At 68.5% G+C, this 19,105-nt stretch carries 9 protein-coding genes and 1 pseudogene; 1 reads left to right on the top strand and 9 read right to left on the bottom strand.

The features are described from left to right. Positions 1-12: 12 nt before the first annotated feature. A complete protein-coding gene (locus ACWETB_RS15150; RefSeq protein ID WP_452212006.1) occupies positions 13-438 on the top strand; it encodes a DUF779 domain-containing protein in 426 nt (141 codons plus the stop codon). Positions 439-464: 26 nt separating this feature from the next. Here the strand turns inward: ACWETB_RS15150 and ACWETB_RS15145 are convergent, their stop codons facing one another. From ACWETB_RS15145 to ACWETB_RS15105, 9 genes and pseudogenes are all read right to left on the bottom strand, one after another. Then, a complete protein-coding gene (locus tag ACWETB_RS15145; protein WP_452212004.1) occupies positions 465-1,295 on the bottom strand; it encodes a PIG-L deacetylase family protein in 831 nt (276 codons plus the stop codon). A 146-nt stretch (positions 1,296-1,441) separates the two neighbouring features. Further along, the gene (locus tag ACWETB_RS15140) at positions 1,442-1,927 is read right to left on the bottom strand and encodes a hypothetical protein (protein WP_449742519.1); all 486 of its coding nucleotides are present in this window, start codon (positions 1,925-1,927) and stop codon (positions 1,442-1,444) included. Positions 1,928-2,115: 188 nt separating this feature from the next. Continuing rightward, a complete protein-coding gene (locus tag ACWETB_RS15135) occupies positions 2,116-3,393 on the bottom strand; it encodes a sensor histidine kinase (protein ID WP_449742520.1) in 1,278 nt (425 codons plus the stop codon). Next, on the bottom strand, positions 3,390-4,028 hold the full coding sequence (locus tag ACWETB_RS15130; protein ID WP_449742521.1) for a response regulator: 639 nt from the start codon (positions 4,026-4,028) through the stop codon (positions 3,390-3,392). Before ACWETB_RS15130 ends, ACWETB_RS15135 begins: the two co-directional genes overlap by 4 nt. A 120-nt stretch (positions 4,029-4,148) precedes the next feature. Further along, the gene (locus ACWETB_RS15125; RefSeq protein WP_452212001.1) at positions 4,149-5,012 is read right to left on the bottom strand and encodes a glycosyltransferase family 2 protein; all 864 of its coding nucleotides are present in this window, start codon (positions 5,010-5,012) and stop codon (positions 4,149-4,151) included. Continuing rightward, the gene (locus tag ACWETB_RS15120) at positions 5,009-5,785 is read right to left on the bottom strand and encodes a condensation domain-containing protein (RefSeq protein WP_452211999.1); all 777 of its coding nucleotides are present in this window, start codon (positions 5,783-5,785) and stop codon (positions 5,009-5,011) included. The genes ACWETB_RS15125 and ACWETB_RS15120 overlap by 4 nt, the downstream gene beginning before the upstream one ends. A gap of 4 nt (positions 5,786-5,789) precedes the next feature. Next, complete coding sequence (locus tag ACWETB_RS15115; protein WP_452211997.1) at positions 5,790-13,403, bottom strand: amino acid adenylation domain-containing protein; 7,614 nt, start codon at positions 13,401-13,403, stop codon at positions 5,790-5,792. Then, on the bottom strand, positions 13,285-17,433 hold the full coding sequence (locus tag ACWETB_RS15110) for an AMP-binding protein (RefSeq protein WP_452211995.1): 4,149 nt from the start codon (positions 17,431-17,433) through the stop codon (positions 13,285-13,287). Before ACWETB_RS15110 ends, ACWETB_RS15115 begins: the two co-directional genes overlap by 119 nt. Before the next feature lie 21 nt (positions 17,434-17,454). After that, positions 17,455-18,889, bottom strand: a pseudogene (locus tag ACWETB_RS15105) (IS3 family transposase). Between the last annotated feature and the right edge of the window lie 216 nt (positions 18,890-19,105).

The following is a 19,105-nucleotide window of genomic DNA, read 5'->3' as shown; positions in this document are numbered from 1 at the left end:
GTGAGGTAATCGATGACCACCGAACAGCAAGTGCCTGATCGGGTGGTCGCCACAGACGCCGCCGTGCAGCTCCTGACGAAATTGTCGGAGCTGCACGGCGGACTCATGATCCACCAAAGTGGTGGATGCTGTGACGGCTCGGCCCCGATGTGTTATCCGGTCGGGGAATACCGTGTGGGACAACGTGATGTGTTGGTCGGCGAGATCACGCTCCCGGAACCGCTTCCGGCGGTGCGGGTCTGGATCAACGGTGACCAGTTCGAACTCTGGAAGCACACCCAGCTGATCCTCGACGTGGTCAAGGGACGTGGTGCCGGATTCAGTCTCGAATCACCCGAGGGCGTCCGATTCCTTTCCCGGGCACGGGCATTCACCGAGGACGAGAATGTCGTCCTCGGACAGAATCCGCCGTTGACCGGGGCTGCGGTCGGCGTCTGAATCCACCTCGCCGCCGCGCCGGCCGGTCAGTCGGTCGGCGCGGCGGTGTTGGTGTTGGTGCCGGTGGCCGTCTCGTCGAGCCACCAGGCGCGGACCATACCCGCCGGTCGGCCGGGTTCCATGTAGTGCTCGGTACCGAACGCGACGGGGAACACTTCGATCGGTATCTCCAAGAGTTGTTTGACGTCGGTCTGACTGGCGTGACAGGCCAATGCTTCACGTTTGGAGATCACGTCGTCGCCGAGGTCCACGGCCCAATGTAGTTCTGCCTCGGGAGTTCCGATCGGGTTGCCGTCGTCGCCGGCGGTATCCGGGTCGAATCCGTCCATACCCGCCGCGGTGGCGAGCACGAACAGCTGCCGCATCAGGTCGCGGTTCATCGTGACCTCGAGATAGCGGGGCGTCGTCGCCGCGAGGTCGACCGCGGCGCGAGTCGCCTTGTGCAGCATGATGTGATCGGGATGGCCGTAGCCGCCGTGCCAGTCGTATCCGACGACGACGTCGGCGTTCTCCTCGTCGAGGATGTCGGCCAGCCGCCGCGCCGCCTCGGAGAGATCGGCGCGGGAGAAGACCCCGTCGGCCTCGTTCTGCGCCCATCCGGTCATCCCGGAGTCGGCGTATCCCAGCCAGACGATCCGTTCGGTGCCGGTGATGGCCGCGGATGCCTCGGCCTCGCCGCGGCGGCGGCTCGCCACCGTCTCGCCGGGGGCGAGATCGTCGGGCACGTCGCCCGGATCGCCGTCGGTGCAATACACGACGACCACCCGGTGCCCCTCACGGGAGGCGCGGATCATGCTGCCCGCGGTGCCGGTTCCCTCGTCGTCGGGGTGGGCGTGGACGAAGACTATGGTGCTCACCGGTCGATCATGTCATCTCGCTGGCGCGGGTGGTTTTGTGCGGAGCGGTGCCTGCGCACTCGAGCGGTCATTGCATAGAGCGCGCGAACTCGGGCGTGCCGCGTGGGTGCGGAACGCCCGCGTGAGCGGAGCCGTCGGTGATGTCCTCACCAGAGATCGAAACCGATGTTGGTGTTGGGGTGGTGGCTGGAGAAGGTGTGGTTGATCCAGTAGTTCTTCGCGAACGGACCGGTCACCCCGGTGTTGGCGATGTTCGTGTTGTGCTGGTTGTTGCTGACCTCGTAGGTCGCGGTGGGTCCGGCGAGCCCCACGCGGTAGGCGACGTGCATGTCGAGGGTGGTGCCGTGCGGTGCGACGGCGGTGACGATCTCGGTGGCACCCGGGGCGAGGGTCTGGCGGGGCGCGTTGACCCAGACGCCGTTGGGGCCGGTGCCGTCGTTGAGGAGGTGTTCGGCCTTGTCAGTGTGGTTGGTGATCGTCATCGCGATGGTCGGCTCGCCGGGGTGGGTGACTGGCAGGGTGCCGGCGTGCGCGGCGGGTGCCGTGAGTGCGAGGGCGCCGGCGGTGAGGCAGGCGAGGCCTACTCCGGCGGCGGCGAAGCGGGGGGTGCTGACGCGGGCGGAGCTGGTCATGAGTGTCTCCTGATCATGAATCACGGTGTCCCGTGCGGATTTCGGTTGGGCCTTGGCGGTGTGGCCCGTGTCCTTCTGACACCGATTACTTTGCCGTGGATGACGCGCCCCGGGGTTCGGCCGACCGGCGGATGCGATGGTGGAAACCGCCCTCCACCGATCGGGGGACCGACTCGTCCCCCGGCGGCTCACCCCTCCGAGGTCACCGGGAGGACGGCGATCGCCACGGTGCCACCGCCGGGGCGGCGGATGATCTCCAGGCTGCCGCCCTGACCCTCCAGACGTGCTCGACGAGAGGCCAATCCGATGTGGCCGTCGGAGATCCGCCGGGCGGCCGCGTCCTCGTCGATGCCGACACCGTCGTCGAGGACGACGAGTCGTGCCTGGCCGCCGTCGAGTTCGGCTGTCACCTCCACCGTGCTCGCACGCGCATGTTTGACGACGTTGGTGAGCAGTTCACGGGCGGTCGAGAAGAGCACCGAGTCGGCGGGAGTGGTGGTGCCGGCGGGCCAGCCGGCGGTGTCGACGGCGATGTGCATGCCGGAACGGTGCTCGATCGAGCGGGTCAGGTCGGTCAGTGCGACCGCGAGCCCGGACTGCTCCAGGACGGCCGGGTGGAGCTCCCCGAGGGTGGACCGCAGGAGTTGACCCGACTCGCGTAGCGCCTCGTCGATGCGGGCGAGCGTCCGCGGGTCGACGGTGTCACCGGCGCGGAGTGTGGCCAGCTCCTGGCGTGCCCCGAGGACATACTGCAGCGCGCCGTCGTGCAGGTGTTCGGCCAGGTCGCGGCGTTCGCGTTGCTCGATCTGGATCACGTCGTCGAGAAGACGTGCGCGGGCCGCCGCGAGCGAACCGATCGTCACCACCCGGGACCGTTGCAGACGCGAGAGGGCCACGGCGCCGACGGCAAGCGTCGCCAGGGCCACGGTGCTCAGCAGGATGTACGACCACGGGCGGCCGTTGGGGTCCTTGGCGAGCGCGCTGGCGACGAAGAACACCACGACGGTCGGGATCATCACCGTCGCACAGACCACCGGCCGCAACCCGACCGCCGCGATCATCGGCACCACGAAGAATCCGGCGACGAGAATATCGGCGGTCCAACTTGTCTCATCGGATTCACCGGCGATCAGGGTGACCGCCACCAGCACCGCGAGGTCGACGAACAACGCCGTCCACGACCAGCGGATGACGTCCATGCCGCCGCGCGGCGCGAGGACAACACCCATCGCCGCCCACACCGCATACGCGGCGGCGATGGCGATGCAGGCCACCGCATGCTCCGCGGGGGCGTCGACGGTGACGGTGAGCAGGACGAAGACCGCGAGCAGCAGACGCAGCGCCACCTGGATGCGGACCCCGTGCAGGGCGTTGTCCACCAGGATGCGGGAGATGCGGCGTTCGTCGGCGAGCTCGGCGAGGCCCAGGAGTGGTGCCGCGTGGGCCGGTCCGTCGGCCGACGTCACTCGAGGAGCCCGCGTCGCATGCCTTCGGCGACCGCGGCCGCGCGGTCGGAGACGCCGAGCTTCTCGTACAGATGCTGGGTGTGGGTCTTGACCGTCGACGCGCCGATATACAGTTCGGCGGCGAGTTGCGGAATGGACAGGCCGCGCGCGAAGCCGTCGAGCACCTGGCGTTCACGTTCGCTGAGGATCGGGGCGTCCGAGGTCGCCCGGGACCGGATCTCGCCCACCAGACCGGCGGCCAATTCCGGTGGAACCACCGTCTCGCCCTTGGCCACTCGCGTGACGGCGCCGACGATCTCGTCGCGGTCGGCGTCCTTGGCGAGATAGCCCGATGCGCCCTGCTCGAGCGCCCGGAACACGATGGGTGCGTCGGTGAGCGCCGAGAGCAGCAACACCTTGGTGGCCAGTCCGTCCCGGGTGACCGCGTGTGCGACGTCGGCGCCGGTCATGCCGGGCATCTGGTAGTCGACGACCGCCACGTCGGGCAGTTCCCGTTTGATCAGGGCGAGCCCGGTCTCACCGTCGGACGCCTCCCCCAGCACGCGGATGCGTCCGCTCTGCGTCAGCCCGCGGGCCACGCCGTCGCGGAAGAACGGGTGATCGTCGATCACGACGGCCGTCACCAGAGGATCCATTCGCCCAGGGTATTCGCCCGGGAGACCCGAGGCGGGCCGTCGCGCGAAATCGGGCGGTGAAACGATTGCGGGCGGGCGACGCTCCGGACCACGGTGTCGCGGCTTCGGTGGCTCCCGGCGTCAGGGATAGAAGATCCGAGAGCGGATACTGCCCCGGATACGGCCGACGAGATTGCCGGTGACCCAGGCCCATTCGCCTCGACGGCGCCGTGACCACGCCCACGGCCACAGCGGACACAACGCGATGACGACTCCGGCGTGGATCGGCAGCCACCACCACTGCCGGCCGGGGGCGCCGTACTGCTTGGCCACGCGGGCCTCCTCGCGACCGTAGTCGATCACCTGATGCCAGGTGTCGACGATGTCGGTGCGGTACCGGTATGCAACCATCGCGTCGGGGGCGAAGCCGAATCGGAATCCGGCTTCCTGGATACGCCAACAGAACTCGATGTCGCTGCCCGCCGTCGGGTAGGTTTCGTCCCAGCCGCCGACCGCGTCGAACACTGCGCGCCGCACACCCAGGTTGCAGCCGAAGGTCATCGGCAGATGACGCCCGAGCACGACCGGCTCCGACGGGTCGGGCAGGGCGCGCCAGGCCGCTACCACGGGATCGTTGAGGGTGTCGCCTTCCAGCGGCCCGCCGACGAGATCGGCATTGCGGCCCACATCGGAGAGGGCGCGCAACCACGAGGAGTGCACCGCGTCATCCTGATCGCAGTAGGCGATGAAGTCGTGTGCGGCGCAGTGCGTACCGACATTGCGGGCGTGCGACGTGCCGGCGACATCGGACGAGTCGACCCACCGCAGCGACAACCGCTCCCGCAGGGGATGGGTGTCGACGTGCCGACGTAACGCGGCACTTCCCTCGTTATCGCTGATGATCACCTCGAAGTCCCCGGTGTAATCCTGACGCGCCAGGGCCCACAACTGGACGTCGAGGTCCGGCAACCCCTGATAACAGGCGATGACGACCGACACGCTCATCGCAGCAACTCCCGCAGGTCGTCGACGCGCAGGTCGTCGACGCCGGATGCGGCCACTGCCCGCAGAATGGTGAGCAGTCCGTCGACGACCGCCGCCGCGGTGGCGTCATCGTGGCGGGCCAGCGGATACAGCAACGTGCCGGTGATGCCTGCCGGGCGGTCACCGTCGCGGAGTTCCACCAGGGTGAACTCCAGATCGTGTTTGGCGACCGTGTTGTCCACTGGTTCCCGCGCGACCAGGATGCCACCGAGATCGATGGCGGCCGTGTCGGTCTGCCCGAGCTCGGCCTGCTGCAGGATGAGGGTCGCGGCGAAGAGCGGATCGCCGGACGGTCCGGCCGGGGCGCGTCGCAGGCCCCACTCGTCAATCAGATCGGGCACCGAGATGTCGGGATGGGCCAGACCGCCCGCGAGTTGCCGCGCGACCTCGCGCATCAAGTCGACCATCGGCATGGCGTCGTCGACGTCGAGGCGCATCGGGAGGTCCTCGGCGAAGTTGCCGACCACCCCGTCCAGCACCGGATGTGGCCGATTGGCGTTCGCGGTGGCGACGTGTACGTCGGCGGAGCCGGTGCGTTCGGCGAGGATCACCGCGAATGCTGCCTGCAGGACCGAGAACAGCCCGACGCGGGCCGAGCGGGCACGTCGCTCCAGGGTCGCGTGCAGATCGGCATCGATCCCGAATTGCGTGGTCGCGCCGCGTGAATCCCATTCCGACAACGGCGCGCGGTGGTATGACGGAGGCGTCCCGGGCGCGGTCCCCGGCGCCGGCATGCGATCACCGAACACGTTTGACCAGTGGGTGAGTTGACGCGCGTAGCGGGGTGAGGCGTAACAGTTGCACCCGAATCGGCGCGGCAGACACCACATCCAGTGGGGCCCAAGCAATTTCGGCGGTGACGCCGGGCAGGTCGGCCTCGGTGATGTCCCGCGGCACCACGCCGTCGTCGACGATGCCGGTGACCGCCGACGTCGGGAGGATGTGTAGTTCGGGGCCGTTCCCGTTGTCGCGGTGACAGGTTCGCAGGGTCTCATGGTGGTCGACGATGTCGAGAACCGCCCCGCGCAGGGCGTCGACGTCGAGGGGGCCGGTGAAGCGCAGGGCGATCGGCACATTCCAGTCGTGGCCGGCGCCGGCCCGTACGGCCTCCCAGATCCGGCGTTGCGCCGGCGCCAACGGCACCGGGGACCGGTCGTCGGTCCAGACCAGCGCGGGCCCTTCCGCGGACTCCTCCGGTGTGCCGGCCGTAATGGCCTCGGCGAGGTCCTCGACATCGATCCTGTCGAACAACAATCGCACCGGAACTGCCACGCCCAGTGCGGATTCCAGTGCCACCGCCACCCGCGTCGCCGACAGGGAGGTGCCGCCGACGGCGAAGAAGTTGTCGGACAGGCCCACTCGGCCCGCTCCGGTCACCTCGGCGATGACATCGGCCACCCGGTGTTGGAGAGCGGTCCGCGGTGCGACGTAGGACCGTTCGGCCGGTTCGGGGTGGGGGAGTCGGGCGCGATCCACCTTGCCGTTGGAGGTGTAGGGCACGGCATCGATGGGGTGGAGTTCCGGACGCAGGTAGGCGGGAAGCAGTCGCGAGGCGTCCCGCCGGACCAGGGTGAGTGACAACGACTCTCCGGTCACGAAGCCGACCAGACGAGCGTTGCCGTCGGGTCCGGGAATCGCGGTCACCACCGCGTCGTCGACGCCGGTGCAGCTGCGCAACGCGGCCTCGACCTCACCGGGTTCGATGCGGAATCCGTTGATCTTCAGCTGCCGGTCGGTGCGGCCGAGGTACTCCAGGTTCCCGTCGCCACGCAGTCGGACCCGGTCGCCGGTCCGATACATCCGGGCGCCCGGGCCGTGGGCCGGTCCGAACGGGTCTGGCACGAATGCGGTTGCGGTGAGCGCAGGTTCGCCGTAATAGCCGCGGGCCAGTTGGATGCCGCCGAGATACAGTTCGCCGGCCGAGCCGGGTGGCACCGGCTGCAGGCGCTCGTCGAGGATGCGGATGGTGACCGACGGCTGCGGTGTGCCGATGGCCACCCGCCGCCGTTCATCGGTGGTGACGCGGTACCCGGTGACACTGACGGCGGCCTCGGTCGGGCCGTAGAGGTTGAACAGGCCGTTGGTCGAGGAGACAGTGTCGCCGAGGACGTGGCGTACGCGCGTGGCAAGGTCGGCAGGTAACTCCTCGCCGATGCACAGCACCGTGCGCAGGGACGGGGGCAGCGCTCCCACGTCTAGCAGCATCGACAACGCCGACGGGACGGTCGGCAACGTCGTGACCGCATGGCGATGCAGGCTCTCGAGGAGGGCACGGCCATCGCGTTCGATTCCGTTCTCGCCCAGCACGATGCGAGCCCCGGTCTGCAACGGCCACCAGTACTCCCAGACCGACAGGTCGAAACCGGCCGCGGTACGCACCAGGACGGTGTCGCCCGGTCCCATCGGATGATGCTGGGCCATCCAGCGAAGCTGCTCGCCGACGGCGGCGACGGAGACGCCCACACCCTTCGGGGTTCCGGTGGAGCCGGAGGTGAACAGCACATAGGCGAGATGATCGGGATGGCCGGTGGCAGTGAAGGACTCGATGTCGGTGGGGCCTTCGGCACCGCCGACCGGGTCATCGAGATCGAGGCCGTCGAGGTCGAGATACGGCAGGTCACCGACGAGCCCCGCGCTACCGGCCCCAAGAACCAGCGTCGGTGCCGCGGTGTCGAGGATGACCCCGACCCGGGTTGATGCGGTGACGTCGACCGGCACATACGCCGCGCCGACGGTCGCCACCGCATACATCGCGGTGAGCTGCGCCAGGCCGCGGGGTGCGGTGACGGCCACGCGGTCCTCGACACCGACTCCACTGCGGGACAGTGTTGTCGCGAGTCGCAGCACCCGCCCCGCCATCTCCGCATAGCTGAGGGTTCGATTCGCGCAGATCACCGCGTCGGCGTCGGGGGTCCGCGCCGCCTGCGCGTGGAATCCGGCGGCGAGGTTGGGCGAGAGCGTGGGCGGCGTCGGTGCGGTGGTGGTGAGCGCGGTCCGTTCCGCCGGGGTGAGGACGTCGAGATGACCGGCCGGTGTCCCGGGTGAGGCGAGCAGTGCCGTGATCACCCGGCAGAATCGCTGCGCCAGCGTTTCCGCGGTGGCAGCCTCGAACACGTCTGTCGCGTACACCAACTGGCCGGTGATCCCGGCGGGATTTCCGTCCGCATCCCACGAATCAGCAAGGGACAGATGCAGATCGAACTCCGCGATGTGCTGGTCGTCGTCGATCGCCTCGACGGCCAGTCCGGGCATCGACAGCTGCAGCGGTCCGATGTTCTGGAACGAGAAGGCCACCTGGAACACCGGGTGGTGGGCGGTGGTGCGCGGCAGGTCCAGCGCCTCGACGATGCGGTCGAACGGAACCTCCGAGTGTGCGAAGCCGTGCAGCGCGGCGCTGCGGGTGGCGGCCAGTGCCGATTCGCCGGTCGTCCCCGCGTCGATCACGGTGCGCAGGGCGAGCATGTTGACGAACATGCCCACCACCCGGTCGAGGCGAGGGTCACCACGTCCGGCGACGGGGGTACCGATCACCACGTCACGGTTGTCGCCCACTCGGCCGAGCAGGACCGCAAGTGCGGTATGGGCAACCATGAAGACCGTCGCTCCGTGCTGTTCGGCGAAAGCAGCCATCCGGGAGTGCAACTCGGCGTCGATGGTGAAGTCGATCCGCGCACCGCGATGGGTGGGGGCCTGTGGACGCGGGTGATCGTGCGGCAGATCGATGACGGCCGGGGCGTCGGCGCGGCGGTCGCGCCAGGCGTCGATCATCGCGCCCGAGGTGCCGGTGGCGTCGGCGAGCCGGGCACGCTGCCACACCGCGAAGTCGGCGTATTGCACGGGCAGCGGCTCGATGTCGACCGGCCGGCCCGCGCGTGCCGCGGCGTAACGCCGGGACAGTTCCTCGGCGAGGATCATCACCGACGTGCCGTCGAGACAGATGTGGTGGGCGGTGAACACGACGAGGTGCTCCTCGACCTGCGCGTCGTCGGAAGTGATGCGTACCAATGCCGCCCGGGCCGGTGGCGCGGCGGTCACGTCGAAGCGGGTACGGGTGATCGACGCAATGGCGGCGGGCAGATCCTCGGCCGACACGGTGCGACGTTCGAGGGACAGTGGCATGTCGGTGGTCGGCACGATCACTTGATGCGGTCCCGAGTCGGAATCCGGGTAATGGGTCCGCAGTGCCTCGTGCCGCTCGAGTACCCCGGCGAGGGCGGTGGTCAGTGCGTCGGGATCGAGCGTCCCGCGCATCCGGACGACGAGGGGGATGTTCTCGGTGAGCGCATCCGGATCGAACCGATTGAGGAACCACATGCGTTCCTGTGCCGGCGACAGCGGAATGCGTTCGGGACGTGCGAGTTCACGGAGCGCCGGGCTGCTGCGATCGGCCGAGGTCGCCAGGCGTTCGGCGAGAGTGGCCGGTGTCGGCGCGTCGAAGAGGTCGCCGACACCGAGGTCGCGTCCGCTGACCTCCCGGATGCGGGCGACCGCCCGGGCCGCCGACAGCGAGTTGCCACCGGCCGCGAAGAAATCGTCGTGGGCGCCGACACGCTCAGTGCCGAGCACCTCGGAGAAGGCCGCCGCGATCAGGGTCTGCTCCGGGGTCTGCGGCGCGGTGTAGGCGGCGGAGGCGAACTCGGCGTCGGGCAGCGCCGCACGGTCGACCTTGCCGGACGGTGTGAGGGGCAGGGCATCGGTGGTGACGATGGCCGTGGGGACCGCGTGGGCGGGTAGCGATGCCCGCAGATGTGCGTGCAGCGAGTCGCGATCGAGAGGTGTGTCGCCGGTGACGGTCACATGGGCGACCAACGCGACGTCACCGTCGGGTCGGCGCTGACCGACGACCACCGCGCCGGTCACTTGCGCATACGACCGCAGCACGGCCTCGATCTCACCGGTCTCGATCCGGATGCCACGGATCTTGAGCTGCTGATCGAGCCGGCCGTGATGGGTCAGCGCGGGCTCGTCGCCGGCCGGGACGCGGACCCGGTCTCCGGTGCGATACCGCCGCGAGCCGGGCGGCCCGTCGGGATCGGCCACGAAGGTGGCCGCGGTGAGGGCGGAGCGACCGTGGTATCGGCGCGCCAGACCTGCCCCGGCAACATACAACTCGCCGTCGACGCCGGGCGGGCACACCGACAGCGCGGGGTCGAGGACACGTACCCGGGTGCCGGTGATGGCGCCGCCGATGGTCATCGGGTCGGTCTGTGTGATGCCGACCGGACCCGACATGGTCGCCATGATGGTGGTCTCGGTGGGCCCGTAGGCGTTGAACAACGCTGTGCCCCAGCCTATTGTGCGTCGGGCGGTCTCGGGGGCGCAGGCGTCGCCACCGACGATGACGGTCTGCAGCGCTGGGAACGGGTTCTCCTCGGAGGACGCGGGCGAGATCGATTCGAGGACGCCCGGCGTGAGGAAGGCGTGGGTGATCTCCTCACGGATCATCACCTCGGCGAGATCGGCGGACCCGTAGATGTCGGGTGCGGCGATCACGGTGGTGGCCCCGGCGGCCGCGGCCAGCAGGAGCTCGAGGATGGCGGCGTCGAAACTCGGTGACGCGAAATGCAGGACGCGACTGGCAGATTCGACGCCGTGCCGGCGTTGTTCGGCGACGAAGGAGGCCAGACCCCGATGCGTGACGGACACGGCCTTGGGGCGGCCCGTCGATCCCGAGGTGTAGATCAGATACGCCAGGTGATCGAGGTGGCGGGTACCGAGCAGTTCGTCGTCACGGACACGCCCCGACGGCAGGGCGGCCAGGTCACTGGCGACGGACGGATCGTCGAGAACGATCACGGTCACGGCCATTCCCGCGGTGCCCATGCGGGTGCGCTCGGCAGTCGTGGTCACGATGATGGGAGCGCCGGAATCGGCCAGCATGTAGGCGATGCGGTCGGCCGGATACGACGGGTCGACCGGCACGAACGCGGCCCCGGTGACCGCGACGGCACGGATCGCCGTCACCGACGACAACGATCGCGACAGGCAGAGCGCGACAACGGTTTCCGGTCCTGCTCCGCGTGCGATGAGCAGGCGTGCCAGACGGTTGGCGTGTGCGTCCAGTTCGTCCGCCGTGAAGTCGCTGCGCCCCCCGGTGGGGGTGGTGGCCACCAGTCGGTGCCCGGGAGTGGTCAGGATGTCGGCCAGCATCGCCGGAGCAGGTGTTGCCGATGCGGAGCGCTCCAGGCGGCCGAGGACGTCGTGGTCGGCCGACGAGAGGGTGTCCAGGCGGCGCAATGCCGTGGCGGGATCGGCGACCGCGACGCGCAGGACCCGACCCAGGTGATCGAGCAGACGGGCGGCGGTTTCCGGACGGTAGGCCGCACCGCGATGCACGAGGGCGATGTCGAGACCACCGTCGGGCGTGGTGGTGGCGGTGAATTCGAGGTCGAACCGGGCGACCGGGATGTCCGGGCGTTCGGTGGTCCGAGACGGATCGGCCGGTCCGGTACGCATCGCGGGATGCTGGTCACCGTCGACGGTCAGCGTCACCGAGATCAGCGGATGCCGGGTTCCGCCACGCGGAATCCCGAGTCGCTCGACAATCTCCTCGACGTCGAGTTCGTCGTGGTCGAGCGCGCCGACGATCACGTCGCGAGAGGCGTCGACGAGTGCACCGAACTCGCGCCGTGGATCGACACGGCTCCGCAGCGGGACCACCGTCACGAACATGCCGACGAGGTCGGCGACGGCGGGATCGGTGCGACCGGCCAGCGGTGTGCCGACAATGACGTCGGAGCCGTTGACGTCGGAGCCGCCGGCATACCGGCTCAGCGTGTACGCCAGTGCTGCGTGCAGGACGCCGAAGGTGGTGCTCCGGTGTTCGGTGGCCAGCGTGTGGATCGCCGCGGTGAGCGCGGAATCGAGACGGTGGTGGTGGACCTCGCCGGGGGTGTGCTCATCGCCATCGAACCGCGGGCCGGACTGGGCCGGCGCATCGTGTAGCACCCGCCGCCAGTACGACAGATGCTGTGCCAGGGCGGAATCCACATCATCAGCGCTGCCGCGGCGCCGCTCGCTCTCGAGGACGTGATCGATGTACTGGAGGGGCAGCGGCGCCCAGTCCGGTAAGTTGCCGGCAGCGCGTGCGGCATACGCGCGGTCGAGATCGCGGGCGAGGACCCGCAGCGACCACCCGTCCGCGGCGACGTGATGGATGGCTAGTACCAGGACCGTCTCGTCGCCGGCGGAGCGGCAGAACACCCGGATCGGTAGGTCGTGGGTGAGGTCCAGCTCCGACTCGAGTGCCGCGTCCACGGTGGCCTGCACCGGCGAAACACCCTCCGCCACCGCATCGTCGAGGAAGGTGACGATCCGCTGCAGGCGATCGTCGTCGACGGGGAGGACCTGCTGATACGGTCCCGCCGGGGTTTCCGGGTAGATCGTGTGTAGCACCTCGTGGCGTGCTACGACATCGGTCATGGCCGCGGCCATGACGTCGGCATCCAGGGTGCCGGGTACCCGGATCGGGGCCACGATCACGAAGGCGCTCGAGCCGGGATCGATCCGGTTGTGCAGCCACATCTGAAGCTGATTCGGGCTCAACGGAATGTGGTCCGGACGCACCACAGTGCGGCGCGGGGCGATACGCTCCGCCCGATCGGCGACGGCCGCGATACCCGCTGCCGACCGTGCGTCGAACACCGACCGCACAGACACGCGCACACCGAGGTGGTCGGCGACTCCGGCAACCACCTGGGTGGCCATCAGCGAGTTGCCGCCGACGGTGAAGAAGTCGTCGTCGACCCCGACCTCCCCGCCGAGGAGACCGCGGATGATCCGTAGAACCGTGTCCTCCGTGCGGGTTCGGGCCTCGACTCCGTTGCCGAGCGCCGGAACGGCGGGGATGGGCAGCGCCCGGCGATCGATCTTGCCGCTGGCAGTGACCGGGAGCCGGTCGGTGATCTGCACGTGGCCGGGCACCATGTGGTCGGGGAGTCGTTCGCGCAGGTATGCGCGCACGTCGGCGGACGCGCCTCCCGGATCGGGACGCGGCGACGTGAGGACGATGTGGGCGACGAGTTGCGGGCCCGACCGATCGTCGTCGTGCAGGACCACGACGGCGGCGGCGATGCCGGGATGGGTGAGTAAGGCGGTCTCGATCTCGCCGAGTTCGACGCGTTGACCACGGATCTTGACCTGGAAGTCGGTGCGGCCGAGGTACTCCAGCGTCGGCGAGTCGGGGTCGGCGACCCGCCGCCACCGCACCAGATCGCCGGTGCGATAGAGGCGTTCACCCGTTCCCCAGGGAGCCGCGACGAAGCGGGTCGCCGTCAGGTCGGCACGTCCGTGATACCCGCGGGCGAGTTGCACGCCGCCGAGATACAGCTCGCCGGCGACACCGGGCGACACCGGGCGGGACCGGGCGCAGCCGGGCGTCGAGCACATGGGTGGTGTTGCCGTCGGTGGGGCGTCCGATCGGTACCGGCCCGACCTTCAGTATCTCGGTGGTGATGTCGGCGGCGGTCACGTCGACGGCCGCCTCGGTGGGGCCGTAGAGATTGTGCAGGCCGGCGTCTGTGCGCTCCAGGATCGCTGTTGCCGAGCGTGATCCGAGTGCCTCACCACTGGTGAACACCCGCCGCAGCGAACGCAGGTCGGCGTCATCGATGCGCGCGGCCAGGAACACATCGAGCATCGCCGGGACGAAATGGATCACCGAGATGCGGTGTTCGGCGATCAGCGCGGACAACTCGAGTGGGTCGCGGTGGGCGTCCGGTGCGGCCAGCACCAGGTGCGCCCCGCATGCCAACGGCCAGAACAACTCCCAGATCGACACGTCGAAGGTGATCGGGGTCTTCTGGGCGACGACGTCGTCACGGTCCATCGGGTACCGGTCCTGCATCCACCGCAACCGGTTCACGATGGCGCCGTGCGGCACACTGACCGCTTTGGGTACCCCGGTGGAGCCGGAGGTGAACAGGATGTAGGCGGGATGGTCCGGACGTAACGGCGAGTGGCGATCGGAGTCGGTGACCGGATGCGAGGGATGTGCCCGGCCGGCCGCGTCGAGATCGACGAGGCGGTCGCCGAATCCTGTCGGGATCGACGCCTGGTTCGAGGCGCCCGCACAGATGACGACCAAATCGGTGATGGTGAGCATCGTTTCGATCCGGGCGAGGGGCACGCCGGGATCGACCGGTACGTACGCGGCGCCGGCGGTGACGATCGCGTGGATGGCCACCAACATGCCGATCGACCGCGGAATCAGCACGGCCACCGTGGTTTCGGGACCGGCACCGGCGGCGATGAGAGCTCGGGCGGCGCGCGCGACGCGGCGGTCGAACTCCGCGGCGTCGATGGTTTCGGTCGCGTCGGTGACGGTGGCATGGGTGAAGGAGGCGGCTCGGACCGGACGCCGGGCGAGTAGATCCGGCAGCGTGGCCGGCTGCCGGGTGCCTGCCGGAAGTGCGACGGTGCCCGACCAGCGTTCGAGGGTGGTGAGGGTGGCGGGATCGAGGGCGTCGATGTCCCCGACCCGCCGATCGGGGCGGTCGACGAGCCCTCGCAGCACCCGGAGCAGTCCCGCGGCCACCGTGGCGACGGTCGAGTGATCGAAGAGGTCTCGCGAGTAGGTCCATCGCGTGCGGATGGGGGTGTTCGGGGTTGACGGATCGTCCGGGACGTCCACCGTCAGGTGCAGATCGAAGCGCGACAGCGGCAGTTCCACCTCGACGATGTCGACGGCGAGGGTGTCGGTGCGGAACGGGGCGGGGGCGGGATCGCCGAACGCGAGCATCACCTGGAAGATCGGATGGCGCGCTCCGGCACGGTCGGGTTCGTATCGATCGACGAGTTCGTCGAACGGGATCTCCGAGTTGGCCTGCGCGGCGAGGTCTCCGTCACGTACCGAGCCGAGGAACTCGGTGATCGCCAAGGACTCGTCGATCCGGGTCCGCAGGACGAGGGTTTCGACGAACATCCCGACGACGTCGTCGAGGACGGCGCTCGGGCGTCCGGCCACCGGGGTACCGATCACGATGTCGGCGGAACCGGACAGACGTGCGAGGACCACCGCGAGAGCGGCGTGGACCAGATGGAACAGCGAGATGCGTTGTCCACGAGCGAAGGACACGATCGCGTCGGCGAGTTCCGATGGTATCTCGACGTCAACGGTGCCACCGAGGTGGGTGGGGTCGACAGGTCGTCTCCGGTCGGGCGAGAGGTCGAGTGGTGCCGGGAGCCCGGCCAGCTCGGTGGCCCAGAAGTCGTCCTGGCGGACCACCGCGGGGTGGCGCGGGTGGCCGTCATCGCCAAGCATCTCGGCCTGCCACCGCGCGTAGTCGGCATACTGCACCGTGACCGTGTCGGATACGGCTTCCGGGGGTGTGTCGGTGAGGAGTTCGGCGGTGAGGAGTTCGGCGAGCAGTAGACGCAGCGACCAGCCGTCGGCGGCGATGTGATGGATCACCAGCAGCAGAAGATGCTCGTCGGGTCCGGTCCGGGAGACGGTGACACGCAGGGGGAGTCGGTCGGCCAGATCGAATCCACGCGCCGCGGTGGCGGTCAGGTGGTCGGTTGCGGCGTCCTCGGTGAGGAAGGCACTGGTGTCGAAACCGCTGACGTCGAGGTCGAGCAAGGAAAGTGCCTCATCAACGGTGTGGATCCGCTGACGGGGTACACCGTTGTCGGCGGGATAGGTGGTGCGGAGCACCTCGTGCCGGGTGAGGACGGCCCGAAGCGCGAGGTGCAGTCGCTGGGCGCTCAGGCCGCGAACACGCAGGGCCAGCGGCAAATTGTAGACACCACTACCCGGATCGAGTTGATCGAGCAGCCACATACGTCGCTGCGCTCGGGACAGTGGGATCGGAGTGCTCCGATCGGTGGGCACGATGGCCGGGCGGTTGTCGCCCGCGCAGGTGTCGATGCGGGCGGCGAGGTCACCGACCGACGATGCCTCGAACACCTCGCGAACGGGCACCGCGACGCCGAGGACGACGGAGATGCGGCCGACGAGCCGCGCGGCCAGCAGTGAGTTGCCGCCCAGGTCGAAGAAGTCGTCCTCGCAGCCGATCGGGCGGTCGGGCTCGGGATCGACGAGCGCGGTGAGGACGTCGACGAGTGCGTGCTCGGTGGCGGTGCGCGGTGCGACATGAGTGCGTTCGACGTGTTCGGGAGCGGGCAGTGCCGCGCGATCGATCTTGCCGTGGGCGCTGAGTGGCAGCGCCGGGAGCACCATGGCCGCCGACGGCACCATGTAGGCGGGCAGGCGCTGCCGCAGATCGGCGAGGACAGCGTCCGAATCAAGCTGTGGTGCACGGTGTTCACCGGTGTCGGTGTCGGGGTCGGTGGTGGTCTCGGGGCCGGCGGGAACCAGGTACGCGACGAGGGTGTCGTGGTGGACGGTGACGGCGGCAGCGGCCAGCCGGGGATCGACGGACAGTGCCGCCTCGATCTCACCGAGTTCGATCCGCTGGCCGCGGATCTTGACCTGGAAGTCGTTGCGTTCCCGATAGTCGAGGTGCCCGCTTCCGTCGATGCGGGCGAGGTCGCCGGTGCGGTACATGCGTCGGCCGACGGCGTCGGGATCGGCCACGAACCGCTCGGCGCTGAGATCGGACCGTCCCTCGTATGCGCGGGCCAGTTGCGGTCCGTGCAGATACATCTCACCGACGACTCCAGGTGGTACGCGGTGCAATCGGCGGTCGCGGATCGACACGGCGGCGTCGTCGACGGGGACGCCAATCGGCACGGCAGACACTGCTCTCCCCGATGCCACCGTCTCCGAGACCGTCGGCGTGTAGGTGATCCCGACGGCCGCCTCCGTCGGACCGTAGAGATTGATCACCCGCCCACGCAGAACATCGGCGGCACGGAGTGCGGTGGTGGGGTTCAGTGCCTCACCGATGCACAGGATGTCGGTGAGCGGGTGCGCGGGTGCCGCGCCGTCAGCGATCGCGTCGAGATGGGCGTCGAGCAGGGACGGAACGAAGTGCGCCGACGTGACCCCGGCGCGGGCGAAGAATCCGGCCAGATAGCGGGGATCCCGATGACCGTCCGGCGTGGCGATCGCCAATCGTGCGCCGTTGATCAACGGCCAGAACAACTCCCATACCGACAGGTCGAAGGTGACCGGCGTCTTGAGGGGCAGCGTGTCGTCGGGACCGACCGGGAATGTCTCCGATTTCCACTGCAATTGGGCGGCGATGGCCCGGTGCGCGACGGCGACCCCCTTCGGGGTTCCGGTGAACCCCGACGTGTAGATGACATAGGCCGTGTTGTCCGGCCGCAGCGGGTGTCGACGGTCGGCGTCGGTGACCGGCGCGTCGGAGAACTCGGAATCCGGTGCGGTGTCGGCGAGGTCGATCACCGGGAGTCCGGAGGTATCCACCTCGTCGGCGGAGATCGTGCCGCAGGTGAGAATCAGTGCGGAACTTGTCAAGGGGTTTGAGTCCAGCGTGGGTTAGGCTGCTGCCGGTTTGGGTGGCTGGTGGTCGTCGTGTTCGGGTTTGTTGATCCACGCCGCGCCGGGCATGTCGAGGATCTTGGGTGCGGGGTCGGTGCGGCCGAATCGTTCGGGGTGAATCCGGCGGGCAGCGGCCAGAGTGCGTGAGCGTTGCGCGGCGACAGTGGGCGCGTGGCCGTAGTGCACATCGGCGGGTGTGTGCAGACCGATACCGCTGTGGTGGTGGTCGTGGTTGTACCAATCCTCAAACGCCGCTAGAAACTCTCGTGCGTGTTGGATCGACCCGAACCTGGCCGGGAACGCCGGCGCGTATTTCATTGTTTTGAACCAGGATTCGCTGTACGGATTGTCATTCGATACGTGCGGGCGGGAGTGAGATTTGGTGACGTTCAAATCCGCGAGCAACTCGGTCACTGTCTTCGAGGTCATCGACGTACCGCGATCGGCGTGCACCACGTGCGGGATGCCGTACACCCCGAACACTCACGCATCATCTCCACCGCCAGCGGCCCGGACTCGCGGGTGTGAACGTGTACCCCGACGATGTAGCGGGAGTAGATGTCGATCATCACGTACGCGTCGTAATAGACGCCCCGCTGCGGGCCGGCGAGTTTAGTGATGTCCCAGGTGTACACCTGCCGCGGTGCGGCGGCCACCAGCTCCGGGATCGCCGGTGAACGATGCGTGGCCAGCCGGCGCCGTTCTTTGACCTGCGTGTTCTCGCCCAGGATGCGATACATCGTGGAGATCGAACACAGATAGCGGCCCTCGGCCAGGAGCGTCGCATACACCTGGGTGGGGGTGGCATCAATGAACCGGTCACTGTTGAGCACCGCCAACACTTCTGCGCGTTCAGCAGTACCGAGCTTGTTCACCGGCTCCACTCGGCCACGACCGGCCACGGACTCATCGGCAGCAGACTCGGTGGTGCGGCGCCGCGCCATGGTGGCCCGCGACATGCCCGTCAACCGGGCCGCGCACCGCTGCGTGGTGCCGGCCGCGGTCAGCTCCTCGAACGCGTACATCAACGCTTGCCGTGGTTGGGATCGGAATCCGCGCTCTTGGAGATCTGCTCCAAGAGCGCGTGCGCTTTTCCCATGATGTCCAGTGCGGTCTGGGTGGTCTCCAATTTTGAGTTGGCCTGGGCGAGTTCTTTTTTCAACTTGGCGATCTCGGCCTGCTCGGCGGTCAACCCTGAGCGTGGCGTCCGTGACCGGGCCGCGTCATCGGCATCGAGGACGCCGGCATCACGCAGTCGGCGCCACTCACTGATAGACGAGGAGTACAAGCCTTCACGCCGCAAATACGCGCCGCCCTCGCCGGTCTCGCACGCCTTCTCATACGCTGCGAGGTAGCGCAGCTTGTCCTCGGCGGTGAAGTTACGGCGCCGCGACCCGTTTGCACGCGACGGTTGGTCATTGCTACCGCTCATCACCCCATTATCGGAGGTGGCCGTAATGGTTGACACAGACATCGATACTCATCCTGATCTCGCCCTGCCAAAACGAGGGTTGCTACGAAGCGTTGGTCTCAACTCACCCTGACAGACAGGGAACGCCATGCTCATAGATCTTCCTCTCACTGATGAGCACTGGACTTACACAGACCATCTGACGTTGATGATGGTAGAGCTCAGTTCGGGGGTGTG

The organism is Gordonia sp. NPDC003950 (assembly GCF_053605205.1).
The sequence above is the reverse complement of the archived record's forward strand: the minus strand, read 5'-3'. Positions and strand labels throughout refer to the sequence as shown.

Excerpts from the sequence above, each read along its gene's own strand:
- ACWETB_RS15150 (WP_452212006.1), top strand. The coding sequence starts at position 13 with ATGACCACCGAACAGCAAGTGCCTGATCGGGTGGTCGCCACAGACGCC.
- ACWETB_RS15140 (WP_449742519.1), bottom strand. The coding sequence starts at position 1,927 with ATGACCAGCTCCGCCCGCGTCAGCACCCCCCGCTTCGCCGCCGCCGGA.
- ACWETB_RS15130 (WP_449742521.1), bottom strand. The coding sequence starts at position 4,028 with ATGGATCCTCTGGTGACGGCCGTCGTGATCGACGATCACCCGTTCTTC.
- ACWETB_RS15125 (WP_452212001.1), bottom strand. The coding sequence starts at position 5,012 with ATGAGCGTGTCGGTCGTCATCGCCTGTTATCAGGGGTTGCCGGACCTC.
- ACWETB_RS15120 (WP_452211999.1), bottom strand. The coding sequence starts at position 5,785 with ATGCCGGCGCCGGGGACCGCGCCCGGGACGCCTCCGTCATACCACCGC.